This is a genomic window from Mesorhizobium sp. M1409 (assembly GCF_040317535.1).
Lineage (GTDB): Bacteria > Pseudomonadota > Alphaproteobacteria > Rhizobiales > Rhizobiaceae > Mesorhizobium.
Map to the genome: position 1 here is coordinate 20,882 of NZ_JAMYKV010000061.1, position 12,507 is coordinate 33,388.

Sequence of the window (12,507 nt, forward strand, 5' to 3'; positions counted from 1 at the left end):
CAAAAGGAGCCTGACTGCCGTCGGCGGGAACGCCTCCCCTGCGCCCGTTCGCAATTGCAACCTTTTTGCCCGCTGACGAACGCGATTTTACTGCCGTAAATAATGGTCTTTGTGGCAGGGAAAACATGCATTTAGCCAGCCGGGTGGGAGAGTTCTTGCTTCGAAGGACGAGCCGCCGCTATCGGGACGATATCAGTATTCGCCAGTAAGAATGCCGGCAGGTGCCGTTAACCTTCTGTTAACCTAAAACTTCTTGCCGGGCTTTCCGAATCGGAGCTTAATGGCGCTTGTTGAATAGTTTCATCGCAAAAAGCGCCAATTCGGGTTTCGACGAGAATGAATATCGCCATGCGGCTACCAAGCTTCGAGTTCGACGACAAGATTCTCGAGCAGGGTGCTGAGATATCGCGACGCCTCAATCAGCTTCGCATGGAGAAATTTCCACCCAATGCGACGAAGACACTGCGTCCATTTTCGATGGCGGAAGTCGCCCACTATCTTGGTGTATCGCAAAACAATCTGAAGCGGCTTCACCTCGAAGGCAAGGGACCTTTGCCTGACCAGGTCCCTTCCGGCCGACGCTCCTACACGGCCGCACAGATGCTCGAACTTCGCCATTTCCTGGACCAGCACGGCAGGACCGAGGTCAAGAAGTATGTTCCGCATCGCAAGCCTGGAGACAAGCTCCAGGTGGTTGCTGTCGTCAACTTCAAGGGCGGTAGCGGCAAGACAACGACTGCCGCCCACCTCGCCCAGCACTTGGCTCTGACCGGCCACCGTGTCCTTGCAATCGATCTCGACCCGCAAGCTTCGCTCTCCGCCCTGCATGGCTTCCAGCCCGAACTCGATCAGAACCTCTCGCTCTATGAGGCGATCCGTTACGATGACAAGCGCCTGCCGATCTCCGACGTGATCGTGCCGACGAACTTTCCGAGCCTGGATATCATTCCGGCCAATCTCGAGCTGCAAGAGTATGAGTACGACACGCCGCTCGCCATGCAGGATAAATCGTCCAGTGCTGGCCGTCAGTTCTTCACCAGGATCGCAAAGGCGCTGTCCGAGGTCGACGACCGTTACGACGTCGTTGTAGTCGATTGCCCGCCCCAGCTCGGCTATCTGACCTTGACGGCCATGTCGGCGGCGACGTCCGTTCTCATCACCGTTCATCCTCAAATGCTCGACCTGATGTCGATGAGCCAGTTCCTGTTGATGCTCGGCGGAATTTTGAAAACCATCAAAGCCGCCGGTGCGGCGATCGAGCTCGATTGGTTTCGCTACCTGATCACGCGGTACGAACCGACAGACATTCCGCAAGCGCAGATGGTCGGCTTCATGCAGTCGATGCTTGCCGGCCAGATCCTCGAGAATCCCATGCTCAAGTCGACGGCGATTTCGGATGCGGGTCTGACGAAACAGACGCTCTACGAAGTCGAGAGATCGTCCTTTACCCGCTCTACCTATGACCGGGCGCTTGAATCGCTGGACGCAGTGAACGCGGAGATCACGGCTCTTGTCCATCGCGCCTGGGGGCGGTCATGACAGCGCGGTTTACGGCAGTAAAAAGTGGAAATTTTGATCGTGAAATCAGTCGACTAACCGCGAATCGGAGCGATTGAATGGCACGCAAGGACATTTTCGGCAGTGTCATGGGTCCCGCAACGGCAATTGCCGATGGCCAGGACGTCTCCGGCTACGCCGTTCGTGGCGCATCACGGTCGATCATACAGTCCTTCGAGGAGCTCTCGAAGAGTTCAGTCGTCGATCTCGATCCGGCTCTGGTCGACACGTCATTCGTCTCGGACCGTATGGACGATGACGATGATGCGTTTCAGGAGTTGCTGACGGCAATTCGTGAACGAGGACAGGATTCTCCGATCCTGGTCCGACCTCACCCTGAGACTCCGGGACGCTTTCAAACGGTCTTCGGCCATAGGCGCGTCAGGGTTGCCCGGCAGTTGGAAAGGCCTGTACGCGCTGTCGTCAAGAAGATGGACGATAGGGACCATGTCATCGCCCAAGGCCAGGAGAACGCCGCCAGAGTCGATCTGTCCTTCATCGAGCGGACGCTTTTTGCAGACCGCGTTCTCAAGCGAGGCCATTCGCCTGACACGGTGAAATCAGCTCTTGCGCTCGACGACACGACCTTCTCGAAGATGCGTTCTGTGATCAGCAACATTCCAGAGCAGGTCATTTTTGCGGTGGGCGCGGCCAAAGGCATTGGCCGCGACCGCTGGTGGCAGCTTGCCAAGCGCATGGAGCATCCTGGTGCCGCGGCGAGGGCAGCGGAGTGCGTGGCAATCGCCGATTTCGCGCAGCCCGGTAGTGAGGCCCGTTTTGCCCGTCTGTTCGACTTTGTGAGCGCCCCGGTGAAGCCCCCGCGGGCGCCATCGAAGCCCCAGGAGCGGGCTTGGGCACCCCAGGACAAATCGGTTCGCGCCAAGATCACCGACACGGGAAAAGTGTTTACGCTTGCCTTGAAGTCCAAGGAAGCGTCGCCCTTCGGCGCGTTCATTGCCGGCAAACTCGATGAGCTTTTCGAGGCTTTTCGGGAGTCGGAAATGGCGAAGAAAACAGGAGACTAAGACCGCAAAAGAAAAAGGCCCCCGAACGTCACCGTCGCGGAAGCCCTTCTCAAGTCTGTAGCAAGCTGAGAATCGCACTTCCTCGAATCACTGTCAAGAGTCGTGGCGTCGTTTCGGCGAGCGGATTTCTTTTGCCTGATTGAAAGGTGAGGGAAATGGAGAGTGGGTATGGAACGACGCCCTTTGGGCGGCGGCCGATGACGCTTGCGCTGGTGCAAGCGAACGCGGCATCGCGAGAGATTCCTGATGGAGCTCTCGTCGAGAAGTGGCAGGTCTATCGTTGGTTGTGCGAGGGCAGGGCCGTCGTAGGTGTGGGAGATCGCGCTCTGGCCGTGCTGAGCGGGCTTTTGTCGTTCTATCCCGACGACCAGATCAGCGAGGAAAACGGCCTGATGGTCTTTCCCTCGAACGCGCAGTTGTCACTGCGCACACACGGTATGCCCAGTTCCACATTGCGGCGACATCTGGCTGAGCTGGTGAGTTGCGGCCTGATCATCCGTCGGGACAGTCCAAACGGCAAAAGGTTCGCCCGGAAAGGGAAGGGTGGCGCCATTGAGGAGGCGTTCGGATTCTCACTGGCGCCGCTGCTGACGCGGGCCGTTGAGTTTCAGCATGCTGCCGAACAGGTGCGCGCCGACAGCCATGCGCTCCGGTTAATGAGGGAGCGGATCACGCTTCATCGTCGCGACATCCACAAGCTTGTCGAGGCTGCGATCGCGGAGGGCGTTCCTGGCGACTGGGGAGCCATGTGGAGACGGTTCAGGGCCATTGTAGATGCAATTCCGCGGCGGGCAGGGCTATGCGAATTGGAGGCAATCGTTGCCGAGCTGACGAGACTTCATGACGAAGTGGACATGATGTTGGAAAACTTCATGAATTCCACGAATCCTAGCGCCAATGAGTCCCAAAATGAGCGGCAGCAATCTGATTCAAACACAGACTCCACTTTTGTATTTGAACCGGCTTTGGAGAAAAGCAGGGCGGCGGTCGAACCAAGGCGGGCAGACGACGCGAAACCGAAAAGCTATCCGATAGGACTTGTGCTGAAAGCCTGCCCTGAAATTTCAGACTATGCCGTGCACGGCATCGGAAACTGGCGCGATTTGATGATCACCGCCGTCCAGGTACGAGGCTACCTTGGTATTTCGCCCTCGGCATACGAGGAGGCTTGCCATGTGATGGGCCAGGAGACCGCCGCCATCGTGATTGCCTGCATCTTGCAAAGGGCACAGCACATCAACTCGGCCGGCGGTTATCTGCGGGTTCTAACCGAAAAGGCGAGGGCAGGGGAGTTTTCGGTCGGGCCTATGCTGATGGCGGCGTTGAAGGCGAACGGTGTGACGGCAAAGATGACTGGGTAACCGTTGGCGGATCGGTTCGCGCTGATGCGGGGCTTGCATGGCGCATCATGTGAGGCTATATTTTGCCTCACATGGAATGGAGAGTGAAATGCTGGCGTTTGGAAATGTCGCCGACGTGTTGGGGCTGCCCGTTAAGGAGGTGGCGTCACGGTCGCCTTTCGGGCTGATCTCCCGGATCGAGAATGGACTTCCCATCGGCGCGCTCGAGCGCGTTGCGCAGCTTCTGGCGCCTGGCGATGCTCAGTTCAAATACCGGCTGATCCCCAAGGCGACCTACGAGCGGCGCAAGGCGGTACATCGTCTCTCGTCGGACGAGGGCACACGATTGGCCCGCGTGGCGCGCGTCTGGAGTCTTGCTGTCGATGTCTGGCACAACGAAGAGGAAGCACGTGGTTTCTTGTTTCGGCCGCACCCGATGATTGAGGACAAGCGACCGATCGACGTCGTTATCCTGAGCGAGTTCGGCGCCGAAATGGTGGTCGATATCCTCGGAGGTCTGAAGTACGGCAGCGCTGCGTGACGGCGCAGACTCTCGATCGCACGCTATCGTCCTTTCGCATCGGCGATCCGGCCGGCACCTACCCGATCTACGACGCGACCGGCTCGACAATCGCGCCAGGGCGATGGAACACGCCCGGAAGTCCTATCATCTACACCAGCGAGCACTATTCGACGGCCTTGTTGGAAAAGCTGGTGCATGGCAGCGGCCGACTGCCGCCCAACCAGCATTACATCGAAATCACAATTCCGCGCGGGCTGAGCTACGAGGTCTTTTCCCAGCCGTCACTGCCCGGCTGGGACACGATGCCGGCGACGGTGAGCAAGGGATTTGGCGAAACCTGGTGTTTAGAACGGCGCAGCGTCATTCTGCTGGTGCCGAGTGCCGTGGCGCGTCTCGATTGCAATGTGCTGATCAATCCGGCGCATCCGGAGTTTTCAAGGATCCAGACAAGTCTGCACCAGCCCGTCTACTGGGACAGGCGGCTGTTTGGCGCGTAACGGGGAGGGGCTTTGTGTCGCCTATAACCCCGAGGCCTTGGTGAGATTGACGCGGAACCGGTCACGTCGGCGCTGGTATTTCCGCGTCATCTCGGCCGAGGCATGGCCGAGCTGCTTTTGCACATAGCGCCATCGACCTCGAGAACATGCCTTGCGGCGTCGACGTATCAATCGGATCGCGGAGCGAGCGGAAATGCACGCCGCGCGTCTCAAGCTGCTCGATGACCTCCAACAGATGGCTGACCGACCGGGCGAGGCGGTCGAGCCGCACGAGGACGAGAACGTCGCCGGCGGCGATCTCACACATCAGCTTCGCCAGCACCGGCGGGAGCGAGAGGCGCCGGAACCATGTTCCTGGTGAACCGTATGACAGCCGGTGGCGTTGAGCTCGTCGACCTGGGCGTCATTGAGTTGGTCTTCGGTGGAGACCCGTGCATTAGCCGAGCAAGGGGGGCGAGGAAGGGTGTGAGCTGTCTGCGTGACTTGGCCCTGCGGCGTATTTTGGGTCGATTTTTGCGAAGTTGCAATGTGTCAGAAAAGGAACGTTTGAGGCGAGTGTCGCGACACACGCCTTGACTTTTCCCTTTGCGTAAGCCATTTACTAACCCATTGGGTTATAGGAGTAGTATGCAGACTGTCGCCGAGACGCCGCTCTTCATCAAGCAGGCCACTGAACTTTTCACCGAAGAGGAGCGCTCGGAACTGATCGATTTCCTGGCGGCCAACCCCTAGGCGGGCGATGAAATTCCCGGTGCGGGTGGTGTTCGCAAGTTGCGTTTCGGCGTCAAGGGAAAGGGCAAACGCGGTGGAGCCCGCGTGATTTACTACTGGTACAGCGAGGAGGCGCCAATCTATGCGCTTCTGGCGTATGGAAAGAACGAGAAGACCGACTTGAAGCCGGAAGAGGCCAAGGCCGTAGCCGCGTTCGCGAAAGCGATCAAGGCAGCGAACAGGAGCAAGATATGAGCGAGATGACGAAGTTTGGAGCGGACCTGATCCAGGCGATGTCCGAGGCGCTGGCTCACGCTCAGGGCAAGGACGTTCCGGGAACGCAGGTCCATGCGGTTGATGTCGGCACAGTTGATGCGAAGGGGATCCGCAAGAGGCTGGACCTTACACAGGACCAGATGGCGACCGTGCTCGGAACCAGTCCGTCCGGCTACAAGAAATGGGAGCAGGGGACGAGGCAGCCCAGCGGCGCTGCGCGCACGCTGCTCCGGATCATGGAACGGGAGCCGGAAGCTGTGCTGCGAGCCCTGTCTAGGGAAGTTGCTGAGAGCGACGAAACGCGCGCTTCACCTGCGGCATCTCACTGACAGGAACATCAATCGGCTCGGTCCTATGTGATCACAGCGCGGCCCGTCCGTGGGTCCGTTCCGCGTCATTGTGATGCTGAACGGCGGTGCTGCGACTGCTGCATGCTTCGCGCAGCCTCAGCGAGATTGCCGGAGTGCAGGCTGTGGGCGGACAAACATTTTCGGATCGAGCCCGGCCTCGGCAACGCGGCGTGAGGTGTCGCGCGACGCTTTCGGGGGCGGTATCAGTCACCGACCTCGATCGAATTGTGATCGCACCACGTGACGCTCTTTCTTCCGCATTCGCTTCGAAAGCGTACCACCGATCGAGTGCACCCCTTCGCTGCAACAGATCCTTGAATCTTGCGTACGCGCCTCTTTTGCTGAAGATTTTTTGAACGTCACCGACGTTGTCAGGCAGAAATTGGCGTGCGAAGTCCAGTGCGAGCGGCTTGCCCAGGTCGAGTTCTTTCTTGTCAGGTATTTGGGCGTATTTGTCGCTGTCGTCGATATCATCCGGCAATTCGTCCAAATCACCCGTGAATTCGGAATGCCAGTAGAGCGTGCCTGACTGCTTGCACAGAAAGGCCTGATGTTCTCCCGTGCCCCCAGAACTGACGAATTCGAAAGCCAACAGTATGTCTTTAAAGCTGACGGGCATTGTCGTTCGGCGTCCTATATAGATGCCAACGCATCAGAGGTCGGTACCACGAGCTGTTCTCGATAGTGCCCCGCCGCATGGTGTACCCGGCGGTGACGAAGTCGCCCGCGAGCGCGCTCTCAACAACGCTGTAGCGAGCGGCGTAGCGGGGGCATCGATGTCGCTGGCAAGGTCGAGTTGCTCACACCAACCTGATTCGAAGGACCCACCGATGACCGACGACATGATGAACCGCCGCACGCTCGTGGTGAAGACCCCTGACGCTGATCTTTTGCGCGAGATTATGGACTTTGCCGCCGAGCGGCGGATGGAGATGGTGGACGGCGCCGCAACCGGCGGTCCGGGTTCCTAAACGATGATTCTTGCTGCCCTTCCGAGCGTTCGTTCGGCCTCGTTGTAGTAGTTGGAAGCCTGCTGCACGGAACGATGCTGCGACTGCTGCATGGCTTCCTGCAGCGGAATGCCGCGACGGGCGGTTTCAGTGAGATATCCAGAGCGCAGGCCATGGGCGGAAAACGCCGCCGGGTCGAGTCCGGCCTCGGCGACGCGGCGCTTCAGGATCAGATTGACGGCCTGCGGCGTGAGCGCGCGTTTTTCGAGATTGCCCCAACGGTCGATGCCGCGGAAGACGGCGCCCTCGGTGACCTCGGCGCGTTCGAGCCACGATTGCAGAACCGTCACCGGCCGGCCGACGAGCAGCACGAAAGCGTCGCTGTCGGCCTGTGTCGTCTTGGTCCGACCGAGTCGGATCGACAGGCACGGCAGTTTGTCGCCGTCGGGATTCTTTGGATCGGCCGGAACGGGCTCTTCCTCGACCAGCTGTTCGACGCGGAGAGCAGAAATCTCGCTGCGGCGGCGGCCGCCGGAGGCAAAGGCGGTGATGAGAAGGGCGCGGTCGCGCAGGTCGACGAGACGGTCGCCGGCGCAGGCTTTCAGGAGGGCGGTCAAAATATCGGCGGTCACCGCCTTCTTGCTCTTGCGGCCGCGCGGACGGGCGCTGGCGCGCACCGCCAGCTTTATTGCGCTTTGCAGCCCCGGCGCGTTGAAGTTTCCGACAAGTCCGCGCCATTTGGTCAAGGTGGACCAGCTCGACAGGCGTCGGCGCACTGTGGCGGGCGCGTGTGGTCCGTCGCTGCGCAAAAGCCGCTGGGATTTCAGCGTCGCCGCAACGTCTTCGGGCATGCCGTGCGCTGGATCGGTCTCGTGTTTCGCGAAATCCCACAAATGGTGGGCGACGAATTTTATCAAAAACGCCTCCGGCGCTGGCCAGGGCAGCGGCTGTCCAGTCGCGGCGAGCGCCCAGGCCTCGAGATAGCCGAGGTCGGAGGCCAGCGCCCGCAGAGAATTTGCGCCGATGCCTTCTTTCGCCAGGTGGCGCAGGGTGGCGACGTCGTCATCGGTCAAAAGCCCGGCCAGAAAATCGCGACGGTCGAAGGGCAGCACGGAATCGAGCGCGTCGAGGGCTTCGGCCCGTCTCGCGACGATTTCAGCAGTCTTGGCGTTGGCAAGCTGCCCTGTCACTGGCTCGTTTCCCTCTGGTTAGCCGCCGATACTTGCGGAAAGCCCGTAAAGCCCGTATATTCCGGAACAAAGGAGTCTCGCCGATGACCACCACCGTCACCGCCGCCGCTGTCTCGAAAAACTTCGGCGCCTATCAGGATGCCGCCGTCCGTGATCCGGTCATTATCACCAAGAACGGCCGCCCGCGCACCGTGCTGCTGGCCTACGAGGATTTTGTCCGCCTGTCGAAGCGCGACCGGCGGGTCGAACTGACAGCGGAGCTCGGCGCGGACGAGATCGCCGCGGTCGAAGCCTCCGAAATGGAGCCGGGTCTTGACCATCTCAACGACGAACTCTCTGGGTCAAAACCCGCCGGCGCAAAAAGCCTGACGGCAAAAAATGCTGCCGGCTGAAATCAAGGTCGGCCACGTCTTCCGTTATTCCTATCTCTGGCATTGGCAGCACCGCGAGGGCCGCGAGGAAGGCGACAAGGACCGGCCCTGCCTGGTGCTGGCGCTGGTCGCCATGCAGGAGGACGGCTCGCCGGTCGTCCGGGTCCTGCCTATCACCCATACGCCGCCGTCCGATCCCGATGATGCCATCGAGATCCCGGCTGCGGTCAAGCTGCGCTTGCGGCTTGACGGCGAGCGGTCGTGGATCGTTTTGACGGAAAGCAACCGGTTCGCCTAGCCGGGGCCCGACGTCCGGCCGCTGGAGACGGAGAGCGGCTATTGCGGGCCGCTGCCGCCGGCGTTGTTTGCCGCGGTCAAGCGCCGGTTTGTCGCCATCGCGACAGGCCAGACGCACACGAGCACGCCGCGCACGGCGTAACAAGGCAGTCTCCATCAAGACGTCTTCCAGGCGGGTTTCTGCGGCCTTCGCGGCGAGCTTTGCGCCGAATCTAGCGCCTTTTTGGCGGTCAAATCAATCACTATCGATAAGAGGTCATTATCAATAGTGATTTTTGTCCCTGAACAAACACGATGTAAGTCCAGTGATACCCTCGCTAGCTTGACCAACGCGAATCAGCCATCATGAAAACAATGGCTTACACGCTCGACAAACTGCCCCTGGAAACCCTGATCGGGCCGGTTGCCCGCGCGACCGAGGTTTTGGTCCGCCTCGACGAGCGGGTCGCCCGTTCGCCGGTCCGCGACGGCTTTGTCGAGCGCCAGCATTTTGCCGACGCGGCTTCCGCGCTCTGGCTCGAGGGCGAACTCGTCCACCTCGAGGACCTCGTGCTGCACGACGCCCACATGGACATCCGCACCCCGACCCACGAACTCACCCGGGCGCACGCGGTGCTGCGAACCCGCCGGCGGATTTTTGCGCAAAAGCCGGACTGGGCGCTCAGCCGCGACGGTTTTTTGGCGCTGACCGGTCGCGGCGGCGCCATGCCGGCGGCGGGCCAAAAAAGCCGGGACGGGGAGGGGGCTGGAGCCAGCTCCTTTGAAGCCGACGATCGCGATGACGCTGAGGCCGACCGGCTGGCCGAAGAATTTGCCGAGATCGATGCCGTCCTGGCGCGCTCATCCAGGATTCTGAATGGCGCCGACGTGCCGGCTCGAAAGGAGGGCCGGCCGGAGCCGCAAAACGGCCTAATCTACGATCTCGACTGGAATGAAGAAGAACGGCTGGCCGAATGGCAGGCCGTTGTCGCCGGGGCACGCGATCTGCCGGTCGTCCTGCGCGCTGCAGTCCTGCTCGAAGCCTGGTCGGACATCGAGGTGCTGCAGCATGCCACGTGGCTCGGGCCGCTGCTCGTCGCCGCACTGCTGCGACAGGAAGGACTCGCCGCCAACCATCTCGCTTGCATTCATCTCGGCGCGAAAAACATTCCGCGCGAGCGGAGGCGGGCGCGCAATCGCGGCGATCGGCTGCTCGCCTGGCTCGATGCCATTCACGACGCAGCGCTGGCTGGCCAGAAGGAACACGATCGGCTGGTGCTGGCCAAAAGCCAGATGGAGCGGCGACTCAAACAACGGCGCGCCAGCTCGAAACTCCCCGGCCTGGTCGAGCTCGTCATGTCGCGGCCGCTCGTTTCGGCGGGCATGATCCAGGACAGGCTAAAGGTGACAAAACAGGGAGCGCTCAACATGGTCGGTGAGCTTGGTCTGCGCGAGATGACGGGCAGGGGGAGGTTTCGGGCATGGGGAATTGTTTAGTCCGCAGCCATTCGCTACCAACTTTACGAAATTATCGAACTTGACGAACTTGCGATCTGCAACCATATTGGGTGACAGCAGGAGGTTCTCATCATGGCCGCTCCAAAACGCAGCAATCATAGCGGGACCGCATCGCATGCGGGATTCGCCGCCCTGAGTTTCACCACAAAGCTGCCGGCACAGGCAGTCTTCAAGAAGGTAGTGCTCGAACGCTATCAGGAAGCGATCGCACGCAGCCGCAAGATCGGCCATCGCGTATCGTTTCGGGTAGAGGTCGATGCGGCGGCTGATGCGCAGACGATCACGCCGGTCGAAGAGCAACCGATCGCCTCAGACGACATCTTTCCCGTCGAGGACACGGGCATGGATGCCGATCTCGAGGCGGCTCTTGCCGGAGCGCGCGCGCGTGGCCGCAAGCGTGTCGCCGAAATTGTCGCCGGCGAGTACATGCTGAGCGCGGATGCCTTTGCCAAGCTGCTCGGCACGTCGCGGGTGACGGTCAACGCCAGGCGGCAAAGCGGACAGGTGCTCGGGATCGATGGCGCCAAACGCGGTTTCCGCTTTCCTGTCTGGCAACTCGACAAGGACGGTCGTCCCCTCGGCGCATTGCCAGCGCTGCATGCCATGTTGGGCAATAGTGCCTGGGCCGTCTATCGGTTTCTGGTGTCGCGCCATGGCGCCCTCGATGGCCGGACCGGCCTTCGAGCCCTTCAACAAGGCGATGACGCCTCGGTTTTGGCCGCGGCGGAAGGCATGGCCAGGGGCGATTTCGACTGAATGCCGGGCGTTCCACCTCCAACCGATTTCGGGCGTGCAAACCTCGAAATCGAGACCATACCGCGGGGTCGGACATTCGGTCGGATCTACTGGAGCACCTACCCCGATCCGTTGGGATACGGGAAGTCGCCGAGCCGGTTCAGCGATCCTCGACGCCGCGGTGAAGCCAACCGGTTTGGCGTTCTTTACCTCGGCGACTCCCTGAAGGTTTGCTTCCTCGAGACGGTGCTCCGCGACCGGCGCGAAGGAATCCTTGACGATCTTCCAATAGAGGAAGTGGAGCTGACCCGACGGCGCTATGCGGAGATCGCGACTACGACAGACCTACGGCTGGTCGACCTCAGAGATGACAACGCCGTCAGAATGGGGGTGCCGACCGATGTCGTTCGGGCACAGCGCCAGAACCTGGCACGCCGGTGGTCGCTGGCGTTTCACGAGCATCCGTCCAAGCCCGATGGAATCATTTACCCCTCTCGCCTCAATGGCGCGACCAATCTTGCGATCTACGATCGGGCAACATCGAAGCTTCAGGCGAAGCGTGTTATGACCCTTCTCGGCGTGCGAGGGCTGGCTCAGGTTCTGGAGGATTTCAGGGTGGGGTTGGTGTGAAGATGCAGCTCGTATCCGTATCGCTTGGCGAAGATGCGCAAGGCCGATGGAAAGGGATCTTTAGCTGCGGTGACTCTCGATGAGACTAGCGTTGGGTAATGGTCTTTATATGCGCGACGATCCCTGCTTTCGCAGCAAGCGATTGCGCGACCTATGCCACCAAGGCCGTCACGTCCAACAATGCGAACCTGTCCAGACAATGCGGGTTCACAGGCTCGTCCTGGAACTCGCGCTACAACGCCGGCATTCAGAAGCATTGTGCAAGACTGGGCGCGGCCCTAGCGCCTCTTCGTCTTCGGTGTGATCTCTTCGATTCGCACCTTGTCGCCGATCTCTTTGGCCGCAGCCACACAGCTTTGGCCTTGTCTTTGGTGGTCAGCACGGTCCGCCAGTGCGGTTTCTCGAAAACACTGACCACGTAGGTTGTGGCCGACTTGTCGGCCATCTCCTCCCTCTGGTCTATTCGCGAACACCTAGAGCGGGATGATTTTAGGTTCGGTCATAGCCGGCCTCGAGGAAGTAATTTCGGCATTCGTTTGAAGTGACAATTTCGAGGGT

Annotated in this window: 13 protein-coding genes and 3 pseudogenes; 13 read left to right on the forward strand and 3 right to left on the reverse strand. The window is 60.5% G+C overall.

Annotated features, from left to right (window positions below; all coding sequences use genetic code 11):
- Positions 1 to 336 precede the first annotated feature (336 nt).
- The 5 genes from repA to NKG99_RS30915 all read left to right on the forward strand — a co-directional run bounded on the left by repA (position 337) and on the right by NKG99_RS30915 (position 4,942).
- Positions 337 to 1,539 carry a plasmid partitioning protein RepA gene (gene repA, locus NKG99_RS30895; protein WP_352873016.1) on the forward strand — a complete coding sequence of 401 codons (1,203 nt, stop codon included), beginning with the start codon at positions 337 to 339 and terminating at the stop codon, positions 1,537 to 1,539.
- Between the two features lie 77 nt (positions 1,540 to 1,616).
- On the forward strand, positions 1,617 to 2,582 hold the full coding sequence (repB, locus tag NKG99_RS30900) for a plasmid partitioning protein RepB (RefSeq protein WP_352873018.1): 966 nt from the start codon (positions 1,617 to 1,619) through the stop codon (positions 2,580 to 2,582).
- Between the two features lie 155 nt (positions 2,583 to 2,737).
- Complete coding sequence (gene repC, locus NKG99_RS30905; RefSeq protein WP_352873019.1) at positions 2,738 to 3,943, forward strand: plasmid replication protein RepC; 1,206 nt, start codon at positions 2,738 to 2,740, stop codon at positions 3,941 to 3,943.
- Positions 3,944 to 4,031: 88 nt separating this feature from the next.
- Positions 4,032 to 4,463 (forward strand): antitoxin Xre-like helix-turn-helix domain-containing protein, encoded by a 432-nt coding sequence (locus NKG99_RS30910; RefSeq protein WP_352873021.1) that lies wholly within the window; start codon positions 4,032 to 4,034, stop codon positions 4,461 to 4,463.
- On the forward strand, positions 4,460 to 4,942 hold the full coding sequence (locus tag NKG99_RS30915) for an RES family NAD+ phosphorylase (RefSeq protein ID WP_352873023.1): 483 nt from the start codon (positions 4,460 to 4,462) through the stop codon (positions 4,940 to 4,942). Before NKG99_RS30910 ends, NKG99_RS30915 begins: the two co-directional genes overlap by 4 nt.
- Positions 4,943 to 5,081: 139 nt before the next feature.
- Here the strand turns inward: NKG99_RS30915 and NKG99_RS30920 are convergent.
- Positions 5,082 to 5,470: pseudogene (locus NKG99_RS30920) on the reverse strand (recombinase family protein); the annotation flags it as partial.
- Between the two features lie 216 nt (positions 5,471 to 5,686).
- Here NKG99_RS30920 and NKG99_RS30925 point away from each other — a divergent pair.
- Positions 5,687 to 5,908: a type II toxin-antitoxin system RelE/ParE family toxin gene (locus tag NKG99_RS30925; protein ID WP_352873043.1), complete on the forward strand. Its 222-nt coding sequence runs from the start codon at positions 5,687 to 5,689 to the stop codon at positions 5,906 to 5,908.
- On the forward strand, positions 5,905 to 6,258 hold the full coding sequence (locus NKG99_RS30930) for a helix-turn-helix domain-containing protein (protein ID WP_352873025.1): 354 nt from the start codon (positions 5,905 to 5,907) through the stop codon (positions 6,256 to 6,258). Before NKG99_RS30925 ends, NKG99_RS30930 begins: the two co-directional genes overlap by 4 nt.
- A 31-nt stretch (positions 6,259 to 6,289) precedes the next feature.
- Here the strand turns inward: NKG99_RS30930 and NKG99_RS30935 are convergent, their stop codons facing one another.
- Entirely contained in the window at positions 6,290 to 6,898 is a 609-nt protein-coding gene (locus tag NKG99_RS30935) for a hypothetical protein (protein ID WP_352873027.1), read from the reverse strand.
- A 211-nt stretch (positions 6,899 to 7,109) separates the two neighbouring features.
- Between NKG99_RS30935 and NKG99_RS30940 the strand changes: the two are divergent.
- Positions 7,110 to 7,235: pseudogene (locus NKG99_RS30940) on the forward strand (IS256 family transposase); the annotation flags it as partial.
- Positions 7,236 to 7,246: 11 nt separating this feature from the next.
- Here NKG99_RS30940 and NKG99_RS30945 read toward each other — a convergent pair.
- Positions 7,247 to 8,419, reverse strand: coding sequence for a site-specific integrase (locus tag NKG99_RS30945; protein ID WP_352873029.1), 1,173 nt, complete (start codon positions 8,417 to 8,419; stop codon positions 7,247 to 7,249).
- Between the two features lie 83 nt (positions 8,420 to 8,502).
- On the opposite strand from NKG99_RS30945, the gene NKG99_RS30950 reads away from it, so the two are divergent.
- From NKG99_RS30950 to NKG99_RS30970, 5 genes and pseudogenes are all read left to right on the forward strand, one after another.
- On the forward strand, positions 8,503 to 8,811 hold the full coding sequence (locus NKG99_RS30950) for a type II toxin-antitoxin system Phd/YefM family antitoxin (protein WP_352873031.1): 309 nt from the start codon (positions 8,503 to 8,505) through the stop codon (positions 8,809 to 8,811).
- A pseudogene (locus NKG99_RS30955) lies at positions 8,798 to 9,229 on the forward strand (plasmid maintenance toxin (PemK-like)). The gene NKG99_RS30950 and the pseudogene NKG99_RS30955 overlap by 14 nt, the downstream one beginning before the upstream one ends.
- Positions 9,230 to 9,432: 203 nt before the next feature.
- The gene (locus NKG99_RS30960) at positions 9,433 to 10,563 is read left to right on the forward strand and encodes an RHE_PE00001 family protein (RefSeq protein ID WP_352873033.1); all 1,131 of its coding nucleotides are present in this window, start codon (positions 9,433 to 9,435) and stop codon (positions 10,561 to 10,563) included.
- A 93-nt stretch (positions 10,564 to 10,656) separates the two neighbouring features.
- The gene (locus tag NKG99_RS30965) at positions 10,657 to 11,340 is read left to right on the forward strand and encodes an XRE family transcriptional regulator (protein ID WP_352873035.1); all 684 of its coding nucleotides are present in this window, start codon (positions 10,657 to 10,659) and stop codon (positions 11,338 to 11,340) included.
- Positions 11,341 to 11,949 carry an RES family NAD+ phosphorylase gene (locus NKG99_RS30970; RefSeq protein ID WP_352873037.1) on the forward strand — a complete coding sequence of 203 codons (609 nt, stop codon included), beginning with the start codon at positions 11,341 to 11,343 and terminating at the stop codon, positions 11,947 to 11,949.
- Positions 11,950 to 12,507 lie beyond the last annotated feature (558 nt).

Bases quoted from the DNA above. Each gene is read 5' to 3' on its own strand.
- repA (WP_352873016.1), top strand. From the start codon at position 337: ATGAATATCGCCATGCGGCTACCAAGCTTCGAGTTCGACGACAAGATT.
- repB (WP_352873018.1), top strand. From the start codon at position 1,617: ATGGCACGCAAGGACATTTTCGGCAGTGTCATGGGTCCCGCAACGGCA.
- repC (WP_352873019.1), top strand. From the start codon at position 2,738: ATGGAGAGTGGGTATGGAACGACGCCCTTTGGGCGGCGGCCGATGACG.
- NKG99_RS30910 (WP_352873021.1), top strand. From the start codon at position 4,032: ATGCTGGCGTTTGGAAATGTCGCCGACGTGTTGGGGCTGCCCGTTAAG.
- NKG99_RS30930 (WP_352873025.1), top strand. From the start codon at position 5,905: ATGAGCGAGATGACGAAGTTTGGAGCGGACCTGATCCAGGCGATGTCC.
- NKG99_RS30935 (WP_352873027.1), bottom strand. From the start codon at position 6,898: ATGCCCGTCAGCTTTAAAGACATACTGTTGGCTTTCGAATTCGTCAGT.
- NKG99_RS30950 (WP_352873031.1), top strand. From the start codon at position 8,503: ATGACCACCACCGTCACCGCCGCCGCTGTCTCGAAAAACTTCGGCGCC.
- NKG99_RS30960 (WP_352873033.1), top strand. From the start codon at position 9,433: ATGAAAACAATGGCTTACACGCTCGACAAACTGCCCCTGGAAACCCTG.
- NKG99_RS30965 (WP_352873035.1), top strand. From the start codon at position 10,657: ATGGCCGCTCCAAAACGCAGCAATCATAGCGGGACCGCATCGCATGCG.
- NKG99_RS30970 (WP_352873037.1), top strand. From the start codon at position 11,341: ATGCCGGGCGTTCCACCTCCAACCGATTTCGGGCGTGCAAACCTCGAA.